The 21908-nt window shown below is 28.9% G+C and carries 16 protein-coding genes, 1 tRNA gene and 1 other RNA gene; 16 read left to right on the plus strand and 2 right to left on the minus strand.

What is annotated here, in order from left to right:
• Positions 1 to 109 precede the first annotated feature (109 nt).
• The 14 genes from HR065_RS02440 (at position 110) to HR065_RS02505 (ending at position 17521) form a co-directional block, all read left to right on the plus strand.
• Positions 110 to 185: transfer RNA gene (locus HR065_RS02440), tRNA-Asn, on the plus strand.
• Positions 186 to 325: 140 nt separating this feature from the next.
• Positions 326 to 2488 carry a polyribonucleotide nucleotidyltransferase gene (locus tag HR065_RS02445; protein ID WP_178734317.1) on the plus strand — a complete coding sequence of 721 codons (2163 nt, stop codon included), beginning with the start codon at positions 326 to 328 and terminating at the stop codon, positions 2486 to 2488.
• A 70-nt stretch (positions 2489 to 2558) separates the two neighbouring features.
• Positions 2559 to 2963: RNase P RNA component class B (gene rnpB / locus HR065_RS02450), an RNA gene on the plus strand.
• Between the two features lie 419 nt (positions 2964 to 3382).
• Positions 3383 to 4885 (plus strand): lysine--tRNA ligase, encoded by a 1503-nt coding sequence (lysS, locus tag HR065_RS02455; RefSeq protein ID WP_178734318.1) that lies wholly within the window; start codon positions 3383 to 3385, stop codon positions 4883 to 4885.
• A 50-nt stretch (positions 4886 to 4935) separates the two neighbouring features.
• The gene (locus tag HR065_RS02460) at positions 4936 to 5349 is read left to right on the plus strand and encodes a hypothetical protein (protein WP_178734319.1); all 414 of its coding nucleotides are present in this window, start codon (positions 4936 to 4938) and stop codon (positions 5347 to 5349) included.
• A gap of 69 nt (positions 5350 to 5418) precedes the next feature.
• A complete protein-coding gene (locus tag HR065_RS02465) occupies positions 5419 to 8133 on the plus strand; it encodes a helix-hairpin-helix domain-containing protein (protein WP_178734320.1) in 2715 nt (904 codons plus the stop codon).
• Positions 8134 to 8164: 31 nt separating this feature from the next.
• Complete coding sequence (locus HR065_RS02470; protein WP_244948346.1) at positions 8165 to 8587, plus strand: hypothetical protein; 423 nt, start codon at positions 8165 to 8167, stop codon at positions 8585 to 8587.
• A 287-nt stretch (positions 8588 to 8874) separates the two neighbouring features.
• On the plus strand, positions 8875 to 10131 hold the full coding sequence (gene tilS / locus HR065_RS02475; RefSeq protein WP_178734322.1) for a tRNA lysidine(34) synthetase TilS: 1257 nt from the start codon (positions 8875 to 8877) through the stop codon (positions 10129 to 10131).
• Between the two features lie 102 nt (positions 10132 to 10233).
• Positions 10234 to 10983, plus strand: coding sequence for a hypothetical protein (locus HR065_RS02480; RefSeq protein WP_178734323.1), 750 nt, complete (start codon positions 10234 to 10236; stop codon positions 10981 to 10983).
• A gap of 52 nt (positions 10984 to 11035) precedes the next feature.
• The gene (gene ylqF, locus HR065_RS02485) at positions 11036 to 11887 is read left to right on the plus strand and encodes a ribosome biogenesis GTPase YlqF (RefSeq protein WP_178734324.1); all 852 of its coding nucleotides are present in this window, start codon (positions 11036 to 11038) and stop codon (positions 11885 to 11887) included.
• 25 nt (positions 11888 to 11912) lie between these two features.
• A complete protein-coding gene (gene topA / locus HR065_RS02490) occupies positions 11913 to 13877 on the plus strand; it encodes a type I DNA topoisomerase (protein WP_178734325.1) in 1965 nt (654 codons plus the stop codon).
• Positions 13878 to 14078: 201 nt separating this feature from the next.
• Positions 14079 to 15107 carry a signal recognition particle-docking protein FtsY gene (ftsY, locus tag HR065_RS02495; protein ID WP_178734326.1) on the plus strand — a complete coding sequence of 343 codons (1029 nt, stop codon included), beginning with the start codon at positions 14079 to 14081 and terminating at the stop codon, positions 15105 to 15107.
• Positions 15108 to 15242: 135 nt separating this feature from the next.
• Entirely contained in the window at positions 15243 to 16607 is a 1365-nt protein-coding gene (locus HR065_RS02500; protein WP_178734327.1) for a signal recognition particle protein, read from the plus strand.
• Positions 16608 to 16642: 35 nt separating this feature from the next.
• Positions 16643 to 17521 carry a 5'-3' exonuclease gene (locus HR065_RS02505; protein ID WP_178734328.1) on the plus strand — a complete coding sequence of 293 codons (879 nt, stop codon included), beginning with the start codon at positions 16643 to 16645 and terminating at the stop codon, positions 17519 to 17521.
• Between the two features lie 158 nt (positions 17522 to 17679).
• Here the strand turns inward: HR065_RS02505 and HR065_RS02510 are convergent, their stop codons facing one another.
• Together HR065_RS02510 and HR065_RS02515 are read right to left on the minus strand one after the other, a co-directional pair.
• Positions 17680 to 18123, minus strand: coding sequence for a hypothetical protein (locus HR065_RS02510; RefSeq protein WP_178734329.1), 444 nt, complete (start codon positions 18121 to 18123; stop codon positions 17680 to 17682).
• A gap of 401 nt (positions 18124 to 18524) precedes the next feature.
• Complete coding sequence (locus HR065_RS02515) at positions 18525 to 19556, minus strand: hypothetical protein (protein ID WP_244948347.1); 1032 nt, start codon at positions 19554 to 19556, stop codon at positions 18525 to 18527.
• A gap of 380 nt (positions 19557 to 19936) precedes the next feature.
• Between HR065_RS02515 and HR065_RS02520 the strand changes: the two genes are divergently transcribed.
• Complete coding sequence (locus tag HR065_RS02520; RefSeq protein WP_178734330.1) at positions 19937 to 20920, plus strand: TIGR04141 family sporadically distributed protein; 984 nt, start codon at positions 19937 to 19939, stop codon at positions 20918 to 20920.
• 48 nt (positions 20921 to 20968) lie between these two features.
• Positions 20969 to 21826 (plus strand): DUF6119 family protein, encoded by an 858-nt coding sequence (locus tag HR065_RS02525; protein WP_308704521.1) that lies wholly within the window; start codon positions 20969 to 20971, stop codon positions 21824 to 21826.
• Positions 21827 to 21908 lie beyond the last annotated feature (82 nt).

Here is a 21908-nt window from a genome sequence, read left to right on the forward strand (position 1 = left end):
TCATCCTCTACCAATTTTACAATCACAATTTTAAAGCCAAAATAGCTCAATAGGTAGAGCAACTAACTTGTAATCAGTAGGTGATTAAGGTTCATAAAAAAATAATAATGCCTATGTAGCTCAGTTGGTAGAGCATCTGACTGTTAATCAGGAGGTCCTAGGTTCGAGCCCTAGCGTAGGCGCCAAACTATATCAAGATCAATGCAAAAAGGTCTTTTTTTTATTATGTACGAATAAATATTAAGTTAATTTTTATTTTCAAAAGTGGTTTTGGTTAAAAAAATAAGAAAAAAGTTATATAAATGAAAAAAGGAGAATTTTTTTAATGACTCAACAAGTGTTTGAAACTACTTTTGAAAATAATTCATTAACTGTGGAAATAAATAAATTTGCTAAACAAGCGAACGGATCTGTTATGGTACGTTATAAAGATACTGTTATTTTGAGTGTTGCAGTTTCTAGCGCGCAAGACACAACTTTAAATTATTTTCCGTTGATGGTGATTTATCAAGAAAAACTGTATTCAGCTGGGAAAATACCAGGCAGTTTTACCAAAAGAGAAGGTAGATCGACTGATTTTGAAGTTTTAAACTCCCGTTTAATCGACAGAGCTTTAAGACCTTTATTTGATAAAAAGTTAAAAAAAGAAATTCAAATTATTAATACTGTTTTAAGTAACGATCATAATTGTAATAACGAAAATTTCGCTCTTTTTGGTAGTTCTTTGGCTTTATTAGTGTCTGATATTCCTTTCGTGGAAGCAGTTTCAGCTGTTTCTATCGGGAAGATCAAAGGCGAAATGGTTATTAACCCTAATTTAAAACAAAAAGAAATGTCGGATTTTTTATTAACCCTTTCAGGCACTAAAGATAGTTTGAATATGATTGAAGCAGTAGCGAAAGAAACGCCTGAAGAAGAATTATTAGAAGCCATGTTATTTGGTCACGAAGTGATTAAAAAAATGTGTACTTTCCAAGAGGAAATTCGTCAACAAATTGGTAAAGAAAAAATCGCTTTAAACGTTCCAGAAACTAACCCTTCTTTATTCCAAGAAATAGATGAAAAATATCGTTCAGCTATCATCGCCATCTTACAAGAAAATAATCAGCAAAAAAAACAAAAAAATGTCTTATCGCAAAATCTTCAATTGTTAAAAGACGAAATGATGGCAGAATATAAACAAAAGAATTTTTTCAAAACGGTTGAGGAAATCACAGTTCTTGATACGGAGCAACAAAAAAAATATTTAGCTGAAATAGAAGCTATTTTTGACGACTTATTAACGCAAGAAATTCGTAAAATGATTATTCATGAGAAAAAAAGAACTGATGGAAGAGAAATTGATGAAATCAGAACTATTGAAAATCAAGTCGGTTTATTACCAAGAACGCACGGATCTGCCGTTTTTACTCGTGGTGAAACGCAAAGTTTAGCGGTAGTAACGTTAGGCTCTTTAAGCGAAGGTAAAACGATTGATGATTTAACAGAAGACGCTAAAAAACGTTTTATGTTGCATTACAATTTTCCCGCTTTTTCTGTTGGTTCGGTAGGAAGATATATGTCTCCTTCACGTCGAGAAATAGGTCATGGGATGTTGGCGGAAAAAGCATTATTACATGTCTTACCTTCAGAAGAAGATTTTCCTTACAGCATCCGCGTAGTATCTGAAATTTTAGAATCTAACGGTTCTTCTTCCCAAGCAACCATTTGTTCCTCTTCTATGGCTTTAATGGATGCCGGTGTGCCTTTAAAAAGCGCTGTAGCAGGCATCGCGATGGGATTGTTTTACGATAACCCAGATGAACACGTTATTTTAAGCGATATTCAAGGTTTAGAGGACCAAAAAGGCGATATGGATTTTAAAGTCGCTGGAACCGCAAAAGGTATTACGGCTTTACAAATGGATATTAAAATCGAATCTATCGGTTTAGATATTTTAAAAACCGCTTTGGAAAAAGCGCGTTTAGGTCGTCTGCACATTTTAAATAAAATGAACGACACTATCACTAAATCACGTAAAGAATTATCCCCTTATGCGTTGAAAATAAAAGTGATTAATATTCACACTAGTAAAATTCGTGATGTTATCGGCACAGGCGGGAAGATAATTTCTCAAATTATTGAAAATAACGATAATGTTAAAATTGATATAGAACAAGATGGACGAGTATTTATTATGCATCAAGATTTAGAAGTAGTGGAAAGAACGTCTCATTATATTTTAAACTTGGTAAAGGACATCGAAGTCGGTCAAATTTTCGAAGGAACCGTGGCTAAGATTTTAATGGATAAAAAAACTGGTCATTCTTTTGGCGCGATAGTTCAACTTTTACCTGGAGTAGAAGGTTTCCTTCACATCAGCAAATTATCAGACAAAAGAGTTGATAAAGTAGAAGATGTAGTTAATATCGGACAAATGGTAACGGTAAAATGTATCAATATCAATGAAAAAGGTAAAATAGACCTTTCGTTGCAGAAAAAACATTAATCTGGGATTATTATTGTAAAAAGACAAGAATATTGCGTTAAAATTTGTTAAAATATTAATGTTAAAAAATAATGGAAGGTGATCGAGGTTTAATATTGTTTTTAACAATGTTAGGCTTAGGAAAGTCCATATTAGCACATGTTTAGGAAAGACATGTAGTGTTTGTGTTTAAGGAAAACAAGAACTTAAGGTGCTTAAATTAATTTAAGTAACGACCGTTTAAATTCTAAAAACTTATTTATAAGTTCATGAAAATAAACTTAAAGTGCCACAGAAACGAGTTAATTAGAAATAATTAAATGAAACGCGGTAAACTCCTCAAGCTAACAACCCAAAAAAATGGTAGGGGCACATGAAAATTGACGTTTCCTGTTTTTTGAATTATAGTTGGTTTTTGTGCTATTTTCGATAACGAAGGTAGAGATAAATGATCACACTTGTTTGCAAAAACAAGAACAGAACATGGCTTATGCACATTATTTTTTAACATAGAATCTTTTGAATAAAAAGATTCTTTTTTCTTTGTATAAATGAAAATGTTTATTATACAATATAAATGGTCTAGTCTTTTTGAAGACGCAAGCAGAAGGATAAATCTTTCGGAAAAAGCAAGCTGGATGAATTTTTAAATTACCTTTGTGAAAACATGGCAGCATTGTGTTTTAATTTTGACATCTTTTTCTTTTAATATGTTAAAATAATAGGTAAGTTTAACATCTTTTCTGGACGGATGAAAAGTAATTTTCTCTCTATTGCCGTTCTTTTAATTAAAAGATGTTAATATTATCATCCCATAAAACTACTTCAAGGGGGAATGTTTTGACTTTCCACCGAATTATCTCTAAAAATAATATCTAAAAAAATAAATAAAAAAAAGGGGTTCAATGGTTATTTATGAATCATGAAGAAAAATCATTAGAATTAGAACAAACAGTAATTAGAAAAAATAAAATAGAAGAATTAAAAAAAATTGACGTTGAACCTTTTAAAAACCATTTTGTTGTTCAAAATAACGTTTCTGACTTATGGAAAAAATATAAACATCTGGATAGAACCGAATTAGAGAACAACTTGATTAATGTCGCTGTGGCGGGTAGAATAGTTTTAAAAAGACTTCAAGGTAAAGCGGGTTTTTTTCAATTAAAAGATTTTGATAGTTCTATGCAAGTTTATGTGAATATGAAGTTAGTATCGCCATTATCTTTCACTATTTATAAAAACGCTGATTTAGGCGATATTGTTGGCATTGAAGGTTATTTGTTTAAAACTAAAACAGATGAATTAACGATTAAAGCTAATAATTTAGTGCATTTAAGCAAAAGTTTAAAAGCTTTGCCGGATAAACATAAAGGTTTAAAAGATAAAGAATTAATTAGAAAAAAAAGATATATTGATTTAATTACTAATCCTCAATCAATGGATACTTTTGTGACGCGTTCTAAAGTGATTAAAGCGGTGAGAAAATTTTTTGATGAGAGAGATTTTTTAGAAGTCGAAACTCCGATTTTACATTCTTTTATCGGTGGAGCGTCCGCTAAACCTTTTATCACTCATCATAACGCTTTAAGTTCGGATTTTTATTTAAGAATAGCTACCGAAATACCTTTAAAAAAATTAATTGTGGGTGGTATGAAAGCAGTTTATGAAATAGGTCGTATTTTCCGTAATGAAGGAGTAGATGCTACGCATAATCCTGAATTTACTACTATAGAAGCTTATTTAGCTTTTTCTAATATGCAAGGTATGATGGATTTAACCGAATCTTGTTTAAAAGAAGTAGCACAAACTGTTTTAGGTCAATTAAAATTTGTGTACCAAGGGGACGAAATTGATTTTGGAACCTTCCATAAATACAATATGATTGATATTATCAAAGAAAAAACAGGGGTTGATTTTTACCAAGAAATGACTTTGGAAGAAGCGCAAAAAATAGCTCATCAACATAAAGTACCTTTAGAACCTTTCTTTCAAAAAGGTCATATTATAGCCGCTTTTTTTGAGGAATTTGTGGAACCAACTTTAATTCAACCGACTTTCATTTATCATTATCCTTTTGAAGTAAGTCCTTTGGCACAAAACAATAAGCAAGATCCAAGGTTTACGGATCGTTTTGAATTGTTTATCGCAGGTAAAGAAATAGTAAACGCTTTTAGTGAGTTAAATGACCCAATAGAGCAAAAAAAACGTTTTGAACAACAGTTAATGCAAAAAGATTTGGGCGATGATGAAGCTGGGGAAATGGATGTTGATTTCATTGAAGCTTTAGAATATGGTTTACCACCAACTGGCGGTATGGGAATGGGTATTGACCGTTTAGTCATGCTCCTTACTGATACACCTAACATTAGAGACGTTATTTTATTCCCTCACTTTAAACATAATAACCAAATACTATAATTGTTTATTCATTCAATCCCACCATTTTATGGAAAAAAGGAAATTGTTAAATGAACCAAAAAAAAATATATCACAATATTAAAGATTTATTTGTGTATTATTTAACCATTAGTAGCGATCAAGCAAAAAACCAAAATTTGGAAAAGATTTTCCCGTTTTATGTTATTAAATTATCCGATAAAGTAACAGAAATGTTCACTCTGCATGAAATAGATCAAAATATCGATCTCTTCCAGGAACAGTTAGAATTATGCCTGCAAACAGGAGATTTCGAATTTCTCTTGCAAGAAAAAGAGATTAATATGATTCTTTTATTTTTAGAAGCTTTTTATTTTGCTGCGGAAAAATTGATGAATTTAGAAAAAGAGAAGTATGCTTTATTTTTACTAGAAGCTGAGAAACAAAATAAAAATCTTTTTGAAACTGAAGAACATAAAAGAAAATTGAAAAAAAATTTGAATTAATTTTAAAATCTTTTGGGATGATCGATAGAAGAAGTAAGGTTAAAGATTTTAAAAATGAGGTTTTAAAGTATGAGAGGTCTTTTTTATCTACAAAGTTTTTACAGCATCACTAAAAGCGTGAATTCTATTGAAAAACTAGTCCAAAAAGCTGTTCAAAATAATTATGATTTTGTGGCTCTTAGTGATGATGAAAATTTATATGGTATGGTAGAATTTATCTCTGTTTGTGAAAAAAACCGCCTTAAACCTGTTGTAGGTCTTAGAATCTTTGTTTCTTTGGAACATCTTTTTAAAGGACAAAAAATAGGTCTTTTGGTTTATGCTTCTAACGATATAGGTTTACGTCATTTGATGCAAATTTCTAATCTTATTCGCACTCGTGATAAAACTATCACTTTAGAAGAAATAAGCCATTTACAAGAAGGTCTTTTTTTTATTTTATCTAATATTGATTTTTTGTTAGCGGATTTATTCGCTCCTGATAAAATGCAACCTCTTTTAGTCGCTTTTAAAACTCATTTAAAGTTGTTTTATGTGGGTTTTTCTTTGCAAAATATTCGTTTAGCTGCGATGGATGAACACTTTTTCTCTTTGGTGGAGACATTAGAATTAACAGTGGTTCCAGTCCATAAAACTAATTATTTAGAAAAAGAAGACCGAGAAACTTATGAATTATTGTTGAAATTATCTCATCCGGAGTTAGATGCCAAAAAAAATCGTTCTGAATTAGGCGCTTTTTCTTTTCATTTTTTAGATAAAAAAGAATTTAGTGCTCAATATGGACCATATTTTAACAAATATAAAAGTTTTTGTGTTGATTTGGATACTTTAATTAAACCTATTCGTTATGACAAGCTTTTTTCTCAAGAATTGCATTTGCCTCTTTTTAACAATAATAAGGGTCAAACTTCTTTGCAATATTTACGAGAAAAAACTTTGATGTCTTTAAAACATAAAATTAAAAAGCAACAAATAGATACTAAATTGCATTCTATATCTCAATACCAAAAACAATTAGAAAAAGAATTAAAAATTATTGCTGATTTACGTTATGAAGATTATTTTTTAATTGTGGCTGATTTTTTGGAATATGCTCGGAAAAAAGATATTTTGGTTGGTCCCGGCAGAGGTTCTTCTTCTGGTTCTTTGGTGTGTTTTTGTTTAGGGATTACGGAAGTAGATCCTTTAAAATATAACCTTCTTTTTGAGAGATTTTTAAATTATAAAAGAAAAACCTTGCCAGATATTGATCTAGATTTTCCGGATGATAAAATTCATGTAGTAACTCAATATATCGTTGATAAGTACGGTTCCGATCATATCGCCAATATCATCACTTTTAACACTTTTACGGTGAAATCTTTAACCAGAGATTTAATACGTTTAAAAGAAGTTAATCCTTTTTTTAACCAATATTTGGATAAAAAAAAAGAACAAGTGTTGTTGAAAATGGAAGGAATTCCTAAACTAACAGGAATTCATCCAGCGGGCATCATTTTAAGCAAAGATAAATTATTTGATTTTTACCCTCTTCAAAAAAATCATCAAACTAATTCACCTATTAAGTATCAAATGCAGTTAGAAAGCAAACAATTAGCTAAAATTGGGTTATTGAAAATTGATTTATTGAGTTTAAAAAGTTTATCTTTAGTAGATAAAATTTTAAAACAAATTAACCAAAAAGACAAGTTATTGTGGCATGATATCCCTTTGGATAAAAAAGAAGTGTATCATACTTTACAAACTGGTAATACGGATTATATTTTTCAATTGGAATCTTTTTCGGCTAAAATGGTTTTAAAAAAAATTAAACCTCAAACTTTTGAAGAATTGGTCGCTGTTTTATCTTTTAACCGTCCTGGTCCCTTATCTTTTCTTGATTTATATTGTGCGAACCGTAAAAACAACCAAACACGTTTTATTCATCCTGATGTGGATCGTGTTTTGCAAAATACTTATGGAGTGATTTTATTCCAAGAACAAGTGATGGAAATATCGGTGAGGTTTGCGGGATATGATTTAGGACAAGCTGAAATTTTGATGAGAAGAATGATTCAAAATAAAAATGCTTCTTTGCATAATGATCCTTTGAAAAAAGATTTTATCAAAAATAGCGTGCAAAATAAAAAACATTCACCTGTTTTAGCCGCACAAGTTTATGATTATATCGTGAAATTTTCTAACTATAGTTTTAATAAAAGTCATAGTGTGGCTTATTCTTTAATTAGTTATCGGATGGCTTATTTGAAAACTTATCATTTGACGTCCTTTTATATAGTGATGTTAAATGAATACATTAAAAATGCGCCAGAAACGGCTAAATTACTTCAAGAAAGTCAAGATAAAATTGTTTTTATGAAACCTAATATTTTGACAAGTGAAAGTTATTATCAAAACATTAATCAACAAGTTTTGATGCCGTTGACTATTATTTATGGTATTAGTGAGGAAATTAGTCGTTTGATCATTCAAGAAAGAAAAAAACAAAGTTTTAAGGATTTTTTTGATTTTAAAGTGCGGTTGAAAAAAGTTTTAAATGATGAATTATTGAAAAATTTAATTTTTTCAGGTGCTTTGGATGTTTTTGGTTTAAATAGAAAAACTTTACTTAAAAGAGCTAAATTTGAACTTTTGGCTCATGAAAGATATTTGCCTGGTTTTAGTAAAAAAACAGATGATGAATATACGCCGGAAGAGTTGAAAAAAGAAACTCTCAAAGTTTTTGGTTTTGATGTGGACGCGATTATAAAACGTATGTCTCAAAAGAAAAAAAATATCAAATAATGGAAAGGGAATGGGAAAAAAGATGACTTTAATGGAAAAAATATCCTTTAATTTTCGCAAATATTTTGTTAATAAATCATGGAGAACTAATAAATATTTTCGTTTCATAATGATTTTAATGAGTGTTATTATTATATCTTTAATTATGGCTACTAATTTGAAGAGAGATGTTTATAAAGAACAAAAAATCACTTTTAAGAACTTTTATGAAGATTCTACAGTTAAAAAGGTTCAAAATGAAGATCTTACTGGTGCAGAAGAAACTACTATTAATTTAAAAGCGATGTTTATCGGAGTAATTGTTTTTGTTTGTTATTTCGGTTTAAAAAAAGGAGCTTTTGGGGTTACTTTAGGAACCTTTTTAGGAGCTACTTTAGGAGTTTGGTTAGCTTTACTATTTCCTTCCTTTTTTTACTTTTTTGAATTATCCTGGAGATGGGTATTAAACCTTTAATAATAGATGTAAAGACCTGATTAATAGGTCTTTTTTTGTATTTAGAAGGGTTTTTGTTGGCAAATAAACGTTGATAAAGTCGTGGTTTATGTTATATTATAGGTAGTTGAAAAATAATTGGTGATCGTTCTCATTTGTGTCTTGAACTTTAAATTCTATGAAGGATGAGAAAATTTTTTTCTCTTTGGGAGGAAAATTTTTTCTTTTTATAAATCAAAAGTACAAAAACATGAAAAAGAGACTTTTACTAATTATGTAAATTCGGGAAATAGCGAGAATGATTGATTGTGAAACTAAAATTATCAACCCCTTTAAACGCTGAAAAACTCTATATTATATCTGTTAGTGGTGGAGTTGATTCAATGGTGTTATTAGATTATTTATTTCATCAAAAAATACCTTTAATTGTGGTCCATTTCAATCATTTGATGAGAGAAGAAGCTATTTTAGATAAAGAGTTGGTCTTTAATTATTGTCAAGCTAAAAAAATCCCTTTTCATTATTTTGAATTAAATTTACCTAAAAAAGATTTTCAGAACCAAGCGAGTTTATTGAGAAAAAAAAGGTTAAAAGAAGTAGCGGTTCAATATGAAACTAGTTATTGTTTAACCGCGCATCATTTAGATGATTTAGCGGAAACTATTTTTTTAAAAATGATCAGAGGTAGTTCCTTATTAGGTTATAGTGGGATTCAACCTTCTTATCAAGAAGATGATATCTTTTTTTTAAAACCTTTCTTATATTTACCTAAAGAAGAACTTATTCGTTACGCTGTGGAGCGAAAAATACCTTATTTAGAAGATCGTACTAATAGTTTAAACATTTATACGCGTAATAAAATTAGAAACCAAATGATCCCTCTTTTAAAAGAAGAACGTCATTTTTTAAAAAATATTCAGAAGTTCCATTGGCAAACAGCTGAAGCGCATGATTTCATTCGCTCTCAAAGTCGCTTTTTTTTAAGTCAACAAACTTTATCAGAAGTATGGAATTTAGAAGCTTTTTTATTATTACATATCGCCGTACAAAAAGATATTCTTTTGACTTCTTTAGAAGATAAAAAGATTAGTAAAAATTTTACTTTAATAAATAACATTATTAAAGGTTTAAAAAACCGTCATAAACCTAACGCAGAATGGGATTTAAATAATGAGTGGTTTTTGCTGAAACAATACGATCAATTATTATGGCAAAAAAAGGTTCTTTTAGAAGAAGAACGCTTAACCAAACCTTTATTATATGGTTGTGTAGAAAAAAAATTATTATCTTTTTGTCAAGAAAAAACGACTCTTTTTTATGACGCAGGAAAGGTTAAATTTCCTTTGGTTTTAAAACAAAAAGAAGATGGAGATATGGTGAAATTCCCTTTTGGGAGCCAAAAATTAGCCAAATTCCTAATTAATAAAAAAATACCTTTATCCAAGAGAAAAAAGTTATGGTTAGTGGTGGACCAGAACAACACTGTCCTTTGGATTCCTCATTTATATATTAATCAAACTTTAGGCAAAACAAAAACTTTTAATTTAGGGATAAATTCTGTATAATTGATATGAATATCAAAAACATTTATGAAAGCTTATTTTTATTGTTAAAAAAGATTTAACAAAGGAAAAAGAAATAAATAAAGGAAATGGAGTTTGGAGTTTATGAAGTTCTGGAATCTTAATTTATTGAGTTATTTGCCTACTTTTAGCAGTTTTCTAATCGGTCTTTTTACTGGTTTTGTGGTTGCTTTGTTATTGTATATTTTGGTTAGTATTAAGAATTTTAATAAAAGATCTAAAATTCATAAAAGCAAATACGAAATAACTGATGAGGAAATTAATCAATTAATCAAAGATACGCAAGAAGAATTCAAAAGCAATATGGATGAAAAAAAAGATGAATTTATGATGATTTTATATCAAAGCGTACGTAAATTGATTTATGAGACATCGCATAAATTTTATCCTGATTCGCCTTTCCCTTATTTAGAAATTACTTTGGATGAATCTTTAACTTTCATGAAATACTTGCAACAAAGGATTGATGAATTGTTTGAAAATAAGATGGTCCGTATGTTTAAAAAAATGACTTTAAGACGTATTTTCACTTTAAAACAAAAATTAGTGGATAAAAAATATATTGATAAATATAAAAAAACCAATAAAGCGATTAGTTTTGTGACAGGGGCTTTGAATTTAATCAATCCTTTCCATTGGGCTAAAAAACTCTTTTTCAATAGGTTTTATAAAAGTATTTTTGAAAAAATAGGTTGTGCTATTTTAGTGATTGTTGGCGAGGAAGTATATAAGGTTTATAGTAAAACTATTTTCACTTCTGAACAAGATTTGGAAGATTATTTGAAAGAATTGCAAGAAGAAGTCAAACGTCAAGAAAAAGAAGAAAAAAAATAAAATCTTTTTTAGGGCGTGGAAAGAAACAAAGATAAAGAGTGGTTATAAAATAATGGTTGTTATTAAATGGTTTCCAGGACATATGAAAAAAACTTTAACAGACATTAAAATGAATATCAAATTTGTGGATTTTATTTTAATTGTGTTAGATGCCCGCATTCCTGTTTCTAGTATGAATTTTGACCTCTTAAAGGCTCTTAATAATAAACCTGTTTTAATCTTATTTAATAAAACCTCTTTAGCGGATGTTGATAAAAACCATCTTTTTGTGGACTTTTTTAAACAAAAAAAATTATTTACTTTAAATATTGATGCGAAAACTAATTTGAATATTAATAAAATTTATCCTTTGATGCAGTCTATTTTAAAAATTAAAAAATTTCCGGTTCATAAAAAAATTTTAAAATTGATGATTGTGGGAGTGCCTAATGTAGGTAAATCCACTTTAATTAACGCTTTATCACAGAGAAAAGCGGTTAAAACAGCGAATACTCCTGGAGTTACTAAAAGACTACAATGGATTACTTTAAATAATAATATGAAATTATTAGATACTCCTGGAGTTTTATATCATAATTTTACTGATCCACAAATAGGTTATTCTTTAGCTATTTCTGGCTGTATTAAACCCACTTTATTACCTAAAGAGGTTTTAGTGGAATATTTATTAACTTACTTGAAAAAACACTATAAAAACCGTTTAAAAAGAATGTTTAAACTAGATGATAAAGATTTAGAAGAAGAAAACTTATTGCCTCTTATCGCCCAAAAAGCTAATTTTTTATTAAAAAATAATGTTTTAGATGAGAATAAACTATTAGAAATGATAGTGCATAAAATAGGTAATAACAAAAAAGAAAAATTTAATTTTGATCTCGATTTAATTAGTACGTTAAAATTTTAAAATTATAGAAAGAGAATTAGGACAAATGAAAAAACAAGTGATTATTGTTGAATCCCCTTCCAAAGCTAAAACTCTTAATAGTTATTTTGATAATAAAATTTTAATTCTTTCTTCTAAAGGTCATATTAGAGACTTATCTTTAAAAGGTAAAAACCGTTTAGGGATTCATATTGAAAAAGATTTTTTACCTGATTATAAGATTATTCCGAAACAAGAAAAACTAGTCCAAGATTTACTCCGTTTAACTAAAGGTAAAGAAGTCTTTTTAGCGACTGATCCAGATCGTGAAGGAGAAGCGATAGCTTGGCATTTAGCGCAAGTTTTGAATTTAAAAACAACTGATAAAAACCGTATCTTTTTTACCGAAATAACGAAAGATGTGGTTTTGGATGCTTTTAACAAGCCTTCTGTGATTAATCAATCCTTAGTGGATTCACAAGAAACACGTAGAATGTTGGACCGTATTATGGGTTTTAGATTGTCGCGTTTAGTGAAAAGAATTAAATCTCAATCAGCTGGTCGAGTTCAATCAGTAGCTTTAAAATTAATCGCTGAATTAGAGCAAGAAAGAGAAAAATTTATTCCTGAAGAATATAATTTAATTAAAGCTCTTTTTGAGACTTTTGAAGCTTCTTTAGTGGTCCAACCGAAAGATAAAAAAATTAAAAGCGAAGAAGCGGCTCAAATAGTAGAACAAATAAAAGATCAACCTTTTCTTTTAAAAGAAATAGTGGAGAAAAAAGTGGTCAATAAACCACCGAAACCTTTTATCACTGCTTCCTTGCAACAAGAAGCGTTTAGACATTTATCAATGAACGCGAAACAAACGATGAGCAATGCGCAAAAACTGTATGAAGGAATCGAAATAGAAGGAAAACCGGTCGGTTTGATAACTTATATGAGAACTGATTCTTATCGTTTATCTATGACTTTTGTGGAAGAAACTCAAAATTTTATTAAAGAAAAATATGGTCCCCAATATTTGGGAACTTATCAAAAACCTAGTCAAGATAATATTCAAGACGCTCATGAAGCTATTAGAATCACAGATATTAAAAAAACTCCGGAAAGTTTAACTAAATATTTAAATAAGTATCAATTATCTTTATATAAAATGATTTATGAACGTACTTTGACTAGTTTGATGGCTAACGCTGTTTTCAATAAAACGCAATTATTGTTCCATGTTAAAGATTATGTGTTTAAAACCGAAGGTTTAACGGTCTTATTTGCTGGTTATTATCAAGGACTAGAATCTAATACTTTTAAAAATGATTTTTTACCAGATTTAGAGGTTAATAAAACTTATTTACCGCAAGAAATAACGACTCTGCAAAAATTTACTACTCCGCCTGCGCGTTTTAATGAAGCTTCTTTGATTAAAACTTTAGAACATTTAAAAATCGGTCGTCCTTCGACTTATTCTACCATTATTGAAACTTTAAAAAAGAGGTTTTATGTGACGGTAGAAGGAAAAAGATTTGTTTGTACGGAACAAGGTTTTTTAACTAAAAATCTTTTAGACCAATATTTCAGTTCTTTAATTAATATTGAATATACGGCTCAAATGGAAGAAAATTTAGATAAAATCGCTTCCGGTCAATTGGATAAAAACACTTTTTTAAAAAATTTTTATCACTTGTTTCAAGAATTATACGCTATAGCGGACCAAAAAATTGTGGCTAGTAAACCAGTTTTAACAGAAGAAAAATGTAGCGTTTGTGGCGCATTATTGGTTAAAAGAAGAGGACGATATGGGGAGTTTTTAGGCTGTAGTGCTTTTCCGAAATGTAAAAACATCATTCCTTCGAAAGAAAAAACGCCGTCTTTACCGCCTGTTTTAACTAAACATAAATGCGATTCTTGTGGCGCTTTTTTAGTCCAAAGAAAAGGTCGCTATGGGGAGTTTTTAGGTTGTAGTAATTTTCCTAAATGTAAAAAAATTGTTTCTTTAAAAGATATAGAAGCGCAACAAATAGAAAAAGAATAACTCTTTTTCTAAAAAGTTTTTCTTCAAAACAGACTGATATTTTTATATAATATTAGTTATACAAGAATATTTATTATTTATTCATCATGCATGTAAAAAAAATGAGATTAATTTGTCCTTTTTCATCTTTATCTTTCTTGCTTGTTTTAAAGAAAAAGATGCATTAAAGGGATAAATTATTAAAAAAGGTGTTGGCAAAATATGTGGAATTTTTTTAAAAAAATATTTACTAAAAAACCGGTTAAAAAAGACATTTTAGGAGTTAAAAAATTAGGGAATAATTTGTCTCAATGGGTCCAAGAAGTACAAAAAAAGGCTTCTTTTCATCCTTCTTTTTTAGAAGATTTAGAGATTTTATTAGTGAAAGCTGATGTAGGGATCAAAACGGCGACACACTTAATCACGAATATTAAAAACCGTTTAGAACACAAACCTCTTCAAGAATCTTCCGCTTTTATCGCGTTAACGATGGAGGAAATTGTGGCTTTATATGAAAAAGATATTCATGATAACTCCGAAGATTCTTTATCCGATGGAAAAGACGATAAAACCGCTAATACTTTAAATCAGCAAGAGAATGTTGCAACAACAACTCAAACGCTTAACACCGATAAACCGCAAATTTATCTTTTTATGGGTGTTAATGGGGTAGGTAAAACAACCACTATTGGTAAGTTAGCGATGAAACTAACTACTGAAGGACAAAAAGTCCTTTTAGTGGCTGGTGATACTTTTAGAACTGGAGCTGTCGAACAATTAAAAATTTGGGGCGAAAGAACGAAAAGTGAAGTCTTTTTCAAAGAAGGCAATATCAGTCCTTCAGCGGTTATTTTTGATGCTTTGACTTATGCGGAAAAAAACGCTTTTGATGTGGTTTTATGCGATACTTCAGGTCGTTTGCAAAATAAAGTTAATTTAATGAAAGAATTGGAAAAAATCAAAAAAGTGATTCAAAAAAAATTCCCTCAAGGTCCGCATGAATCTTTTTTAGTGCTGGATTCTATGACAGGTCAAAATGGTCTGAATCAAATTGATTTATTTAACCAAAGTATTTCTTTAAGTGGTGTTATTTTGACTAAAATGGATGGAGCGGCTAATGGTGGTTTAATTTTAGCTATTAAACACCTTTACAATCTAGAAACTAAATACCTCGGTATGGGCGAAAATCCTAATGATTTATTCGCTTTTGATATTAGAACTTTTATTCATAACTTATTCATCCAAGACTAAGTTATTTGCAACCCATATTTATGACAAAAACTGTTTGATACAATTATTCCAAACACTTACAAAAGTATGAAAAAAACACTATAAATAACATATAAAAAAACAAAGAAAATCTGAAAACGAAAGGAAATTCAAAAGATGAGTATTTTAAGCAGAAGTTTTCAAAAAATTATGGATACCATTAAAGGTAAAAAACATATTCAAGAAAAAGACCTGGAATTGATGATGAAAGACATCCGTTTATCTTTTTTAGAAGCGGATGTTAATTATGATGTTATTACCCATTTTAACCATTTAATTAAAGAGCAAGCGGTTGGTAAAGAGGTCTTAAAAGGACTTGAACCACAACAACAAGTGGTTAAAATTATTAACGAGGTTTTAACGACTGTTTTAGGTTCTAAAAATATACCTTTACAACTTAATAATCCTTACGATGTAGTTTTATTAGTGGGCCTTCAAGGGAGTGGTAAAACCACTACCGCTGGTAAATTAGCTTATTTTGTGGAAAAAAAATTAAATAAAAAAGTTTTATTAATCGCTGCTGATACATATCGTCCCGGAGCAGTAGAACAATTAGTGGGTATTGGGGAGAAAATTAATATTGATGTTTTCTTTCAAAAAAACGAAACTACAATGAATATTATTGATAATGGTTTAAAATACGCTCTTCATAATGGTTTTGAAACGGTGATTATTGATACTACTGGTCGTTCTGCTTTAGACCAAGATATGTTGGATGAAATCAAAACTATTAAAGAAAAAGTACAACCAAGTGAAACTTTAATTGTAGCTGATTCCCTCTTAGGCCAACAAGCTTCCGTTGTAGCAAAAGGTTTTCATGAAGCTCTTGGTGCAACCGGGGTTATTATGACTAAAATGGATGCTGATATCAAAGGTGGATCGGTTCTATCTATCAAATATGTCACTAATTTACCGATTAAATTCATGTCTTCTTCAGAAAAACATGATGATGATAATTTTGAAATTTTCTATCCGGATAGAATGTCTTCACGTCTTTTAGGGATGGGAGATATGTTAACTTTAATTGAACAAGTAGAAGATAAGGTTAATTCCGAACAAGATAAAAAACTAGTGGACCGTTTATTGCAAGATGATTATAATTATCATGATTTACAAAAACAATTCAAACTTTTAAAAAAAATTGGTTCTATGAAAAAGATTTTAAATTTTATTCCGGGAATAGGTTCTAAAATAAAAAATATGCCGATGTTAGATAAAGATATTATTACCCAATTTGAAACTATTATTCAAAGCATGACGAAAGAAGAACGTTTGCAACCGCAATTAATACAATCTAATAATCGTCGTCGTAGTCGTATCGCGAAAGGTTCCGGAAATAAATTAAAAGATGTTAATTTATTAATTGATTTTATTGAAAAACAAAAACAAATTTCTAAAAAAATGGGTAATATGGATCCTGATAATTTAAGTGCTTTAGATAATCCTGAAGAATTATTAAAACAATTTATGGATCAAAATTAAAAAAGCTAAGATAACAACGGAGAATTAAAGAAACAATGCAACATTTAATCTTGGTAGACGGAAATTCTTTAATGTTTAGAGCTTATTACGCTACCGCTTATAGTCAACAAACGCCTACTTTAAATTCTCAAGGGAAAAATGTCAACGCTTTGATGGTTTTTATTAATATGTTTGAAAAAATTTTAGAAAAAACTCATCATCATATTTGTGTGGCTTTTGATTCTCCTGAAAAAACGCAAAGACATGAAATTTATGGAGATTATAAAAAAGGTCGTCCGACTACTCCGCAAGATTTAATCGACCAAATAGATTTAATTAAAGAATATTTAACACTTTCAGGGGTTAAACATCATGCGCAACCAACTTATGAAGCTGACGATATTATCGCTACTTTAGCTAAACAAGCGAGTGAGAAAAACATCGCTACCACTATTTATTCTAGTGATAAAGATTTTTTACAATTAATTGATGAAAATATAACGGTGATTTTAATTAAACAAGGTTTGAAAAAAGTAGTCTCTTATGATATTCCAAAATTATGGGAAGAATATCAGCTAAAACCCACTCAAATAGTGGATTTTAAAAGTTTAGTGGGAGATTCTTCGGATAACATTAAAGGAGTGCCTTCTGTAGGTCCTAAAACAGCTATTAAATTATTAAACCAATTTGGTAATTTAGAAAAGATTTATCTTCATTTAGAACAACTAGCGCCCAAACTAAAAGATAATTTAAAAAACTTTGAAGAACAAGTTTTTTTGAACCGTTTTTTAATTACAGTTAACACTTTAGTGCCTTTATCTTTTGATTTAAAAGAAACCGCATTAATTACTTCTAAAAACGCTTTATTAATCGCTTTTTTACAAAAACATGAATTAAAAAGAATTATGTTGCAAAAAATAAAAAAAAGTTATTAAAAAGAATTATGTTGCAAAAAATAAAAAAAGTTAATAAAGCCCAAACATTATCTTTTGTTTAATGATTAATTCGTTCCAATGATAACGTTTGTATAAAACAAAAAAACCCTTTATATAAAGGGTTTTTTTAATTAACAATAATTTATTAAATTAATAAATTATTTTTTGTTTTTTGTTTTTTTGTTTTTTGAAACAACATAATAAGTACCATATGAAGCTCCACCAACAACAACTAATACTAATAACCAAAACCAAACACTTTTATACCAAGGATTAGAGTTTTTATCAGCAGTTTTAACTTTAGTTGTGTAAGTTACATTAACTGATCCTGTATTGTAAACTTGACTTCCACTATTAACTGCAACTGTAGCATTTGTTTTTTTATTTGTAGTATCAACTGTTACAGTTACTTCTGCAGATTTAACATTTGCGTTTTTAGCCACAACAGCGGCTAAAACTTCAGCAGGTTTTGGGTTTTCTGTATCATCACATTCAACTGGGCCTAAGTCTTTTACTGTAAGAACAGAATCAAGATTAACAGGTTGAGGATCTGCAAAAACCTTATAAGAATTACCAACTAAAACTAATAATAATGAAGCCATTAATAATGCAAATGCATTTTTTAATGATGAATTGTTTTTTAAACTTTTTTTATTGAACATAGAATATTTTTTCTCCTTTTTTGTTTTTAAATAATCTATACTTAACATTATACATAAAAAAATAAAAAAAGCAAGTTTTTATTGAAAAATATAAATTTTTTTACATATTATTGTGTTGGTTCTAAAAAAATAGATTTATTTAAAACAATAATTAACGATAATTATTTGTTCAAAATAATAATTAATTTTATTGTAAAAAAGACTATATTACAACTTTTTTAAATTTATTATTGTCAAAAAAAATAAAAAAGATTTGATTTAATTTTTAAAATCGTTAAATATTTAAAAAACCCTTGAAAAAGGGTTTTTTAAATTATATTAAGTATTGTATAACTAAAAAGTTATTTTTTTGTTTTGTGTTTTTTAATGCAATATATTCCACCATGACTTAAAAGAATGATAGTTACAACCACTAAAAACCAATACCAAAAATTTTTATAAAACGGCGTTTGTTCTTCATTCGGCGTTGGCGTTGATTGAGTAACAGTTTTATAAGTTAAATTAACTGAAGAACCGGGATTATAATTATTGCTGTCGGTTTTAGCCTTTACTACTGCTTGAGTAGTAGGGTTATTAGTATCTAAAACTACTTCTACATCTTCTTTAATTAAGGTATTGTATTTTGGTGTTAATTGATTGAAAACTTCTTCTTTTGTGGGTGATTTAGGATCCGAACAAACTACATTACCTATCTCACCGGAAGTGATGATAGTCGATAGTTCCGGTAGTTTATCAACGGCTTTATAATTTAAATCAACTGCAGAACCCGGATTATAACTAACATTCTCCAGTTTAGCTTTCGCTACCGCTTGAGTAGTAGGTTTATCATTATCTAAAATCACTTCTACATCTTCTTGAACAAAATTATTGTATTTTTGCTTTATGCGGTTGGAAATTTCTTCTTTTGTAGGTGCTTTAGGATCAGAGCAAACTACATTACCTATCGCGCCGGAAGTGATGACCTGAGAAAGATCTACCGGTGTAAAACCAGTTTCATAATTTAGATCAGCTTGTCCTTTGTAGGGATTATTGGGAGAATCCTTATCAGAAGGAAAAAGAGAAGCTTTTTCGTAAGGCCAATCTCTATCAAAGTTGACTTCAATGTGAATGTCATCAATTTGCTTATCGGGGTTTTTGGTATGAACTGCTTTTAAAATTTCGTCTCTTGTGGGTTTTTTAGGATCAGCGCATTGAATAAAACCTAACTCTTTGTTAGGAATTACCGTTTCTAGATCGTCTTTTCCACCATTATTATTATTAGCATGTAATAAATGTGTTCTTCCTGTCTTTAAAACTAAAAAAAATAAAATTAAAAATAATCTTCTTGTGTATTTTATTATTGAGTTATGTTGCAAACTTTTTTTATATACCATAGAATATTTTTATCTCCTTATTTTTGTGTCTTAAAAGGGGCCACATTAATAATTATACAACAAAAGCTTTTAAAAGACAAATGAGGGTTTTTTAAGCCTAAAAAAGAGGTTTTTTATTGTCTTGTGAATTAAGCGAATTACTTGATTAATGGACTTTAAAAAAGGCTTCTTTATTTTTATTATCTTTTGGTTACAAACACTAGTCTTTGATATATAATTAACTTAATTTAAACCTTTTTAATTGCAACTTATGAATAATATTTGTTCTTTTGGGTTTTGATTAATGAAAACATTATTTATTTTATTTTGTTTACTTCAATTTTAAAATATCATTTTATTTTGACAAAAAAATAAAAATATAAAAATTAGGAGATACAATAATGGTAAAAAAAGAAAAATCAAACGAGTTTAATATGTATTTGTTAAAACAAAATTATACCGTTGATACAGATAATACTGGATGCACCATGGAAAAATTATTAATTGATGCAAATAATGAAACAAATTTTCTCTATAGTCAAGCCAAATGGTATAAACATGCCATTGCAATTAATGAACCGAATATGGCGCTTTATTCGCGTTCTACTCAAGCTAAGGAGCCTTTTTGGGCAAAATATTTCGGTATCAAAAAAGAATATCGCAATAAAATTAAAAACGAAAGTGCTCTTTTGTTTGTTAAAGTAGGCAAACCCGAACGGATTTTTGTTTTAACTTTTAGTTATGCTTATCACTATTTACCTAAAGAGAGTTATGAAATAGATTTTGGCCAAAAGATTTCCTTTCTTTGTCTGGATGATAAAAAATTAAAAAGTTCTAAAGTCGTTTCGGCTAAGAAAAAACACCATAAAAATATCAATTTATCAGAACACAGTGGTTTAGACTCTTTAGAAATTGATGAAGAAGATTATTATGATTTTCCTCCTGTTTTAAAAGGTTTTGTTAAACCAGAATATGAAGGATTATATAGTCGGATAACAGGACAAGCGGGTTTAAATTTTTTTTCACCAGTCAAACCCAACGGAATAATGGATTTATGTGAAAAGTTATTAGAAATATATGAAAAAGATGCGGAAAAAACACAAACAACCTTTCAACGTTTAAACACGCACAAAGTAATTAAAAATGCTAAAGAAATTAAAACACTTAATATAGAACTGTTTCAAGAAATGCAGAACAATTGGTCTTCCTTTATAAAAAAAGGTTCTTTTCCTGAAGAAGAATCAAAAATACATGTAACAACTTTTTTCTTGAATGATAATTGGGATTTATACGCTTTTAATCAAATATACTTTAAAAAAGACTTATATCCATCACCTTTTGTCATAGACCTAACAAATAGCGCAATACACGATAACCTTTGGTAGGAGTTTTTACGCTATTTAGAAAAAAATAAAGACCAAAATAAACACATCATAGGTCTTTTAGAAAATACCCCATTGGAAGAAAACAATATAGAAAAGATTTTAACTTATTTTAAAAAATACAAAATCATTTTAACCAATGAAACAGAAACATCCGAAAACCAAATCGAAAAGACTGTTTGGGAAACCCTTTTGTTTCAATGTGATATAGAAAACAGTGAAAAGCCGTTTTATTATCTTTATAATGGTGTCTGGTATAATTACGATAACAATTTTATCCAAAGACTTAACGACAATCTAAGTAAAAAACAAATTGATGAAGCAACTTTTCCTGTTTTTTTCAAAAAACAAGTCCTTACAGAAACCCAATATAATAAAGAAACAACCAAACACTTAAATGAAAATTCAACCAATTCATCTCTTTATTTTAATTTAGATACTAAAACCGCCTCAATTAAACAAGACACTAATAATCGCAGTTCTTTGGAACCTTGTGATATTTTAGAAATAAACTATCAACAAAAGCATGTTTTTTTACATTTTGTCAAAGTAGGCACTTCGACGCAAAAATTCAGCCATTTATGTCGTCAAGGTGTTAATTCCGCTTACTGCTTTACCAATTCTCCAGAAGGAAGGGAAAAACTAAAAACGTTATTATATCACAAAGATTTAAACGATGTATTCGCAAAACATAATTTACACAAAGAAGATATTTTAAATTTTTTATTAACAAAAATGCAGAAAAAAGAAATAAAAATTGTTTATCATATTGTAACAAATAAAACAAAAATAAAAGAATTAACGATATTTAATAAATTATCTTTACAAGATGCTTTTAAAGATTTGAAAAACATAGAGGTTAGATATGAGTTTGAAATGGTTCTTAAAGAAAATGAAGAAGAAAAATAAAAAAATTAATACTTTTGATTTGAATTTTTTTATACTTTTATTGAATATGACCAAGAAGAAAAAGAATAATTAAAAAGAGCTA

The sequence above is a fragment of the Candidatus Phytoplasma pruni genome, from assembly GCF_013391955.1.
GTDB lineage: Bacteria > Bacillota_I > Bacilli_A > Acholeplasmatales > Acholeplasmataceae > Phytoplasma.

Bases quoted from the DNA above. Each gene is read 5' to 3' on its own strand.
- HR065_RS02445 (WP_178734317.1), top strand. From the start codon at position 326: ATGACTCAACAAGTGTTTGAAACTACTTTTGAAAATAATTCATTAACT.
- lysS (WP_178734318.1), top strand. From the start codon at position 3,383: ATGAATCATGAAGAAAAATCATTAGAATTAGAACAAACAGTAATTAGA.
- HR065_RS02460 (WP_178734319.1), top strand. From the start codon at position 4,936: ATGAACCAAAAAAAAATATATCACAATATTAAAGATTTATTTGTGTAT.
- HR065_RS02465 (WP_178734320.1), top strand. From the start codon at position 5,419: ATGAGAGGTCTTTTTTATCTACAAAGTTTTTACAGCATCACTAAAAGC.
- HR065_RS02470 (WP_244948346.1), top strand. From the start codon at position 8,165: ATGGAAAAAATATCCTTTAATTTTCGCAAATATTTTGTTAATAAATCA.
- HR065_RS02480 (WP_178734323.1), top strand. From the start codon at position 10,234: ATGAAGTTCTGGAATCTTAATTTATTGAGTTATTTGCCTACTTTTAGC.
- ylqF (WP_178734324.1), top strand. From the start codon at position 11,036: ATGGTTGTTATTAAATGGTTTCCAGGACATATGAAAAAAACTTTAACA.
- topA (WP_178734325.1), top strand. From the start codon at position 11,913: ATGAAAAAACAAGTGATTATTGTTGAATCCCCTTCCAAAGCTAAAACT.
- ftsY (WP_178734326.1), top strand. From the start codon at position 14,079: ATGTGGAATTTTTTTAAAAAAATATTTACTAAAAAACCGGTTAAAAAA.
- HR065_RS02500 (WP_178734327.1), top strand. From the start codon at position 15,243: ATGAGTATTTTAAGCAGAAGTTTTCAAAAAATTATGGATACCATTAAA.
- HR065_RS02505 (WP_178734328.1), top strand. From the start codon at position 16,643: ATGCAACATTTAATCTTGGTAGACGGAAATTCTTTAATGTTTAGAGCT.
- HR065_RS02510 (WP_178734329.1), bottom strand. From the start codon at position 18,123: ATGGCTTCATTATTATTAGTTTTAGTTGGTAATTCTTATAAGGTTTTT.
- HR065_RS02515 (WP_244948347.1), bottom strand. From the start codon at position 19,556: ATGGTATATAAAAAAAGTTTGCAACATAACTCAATAATAAAATACACA.
- HR065_RS02520 (WP_178734330.1), top strand. From the start codon at position 19,937: ATGGTAAAAAAAGAAAAATCAAACGAGTTTAATATGTATTTGTTAAAA.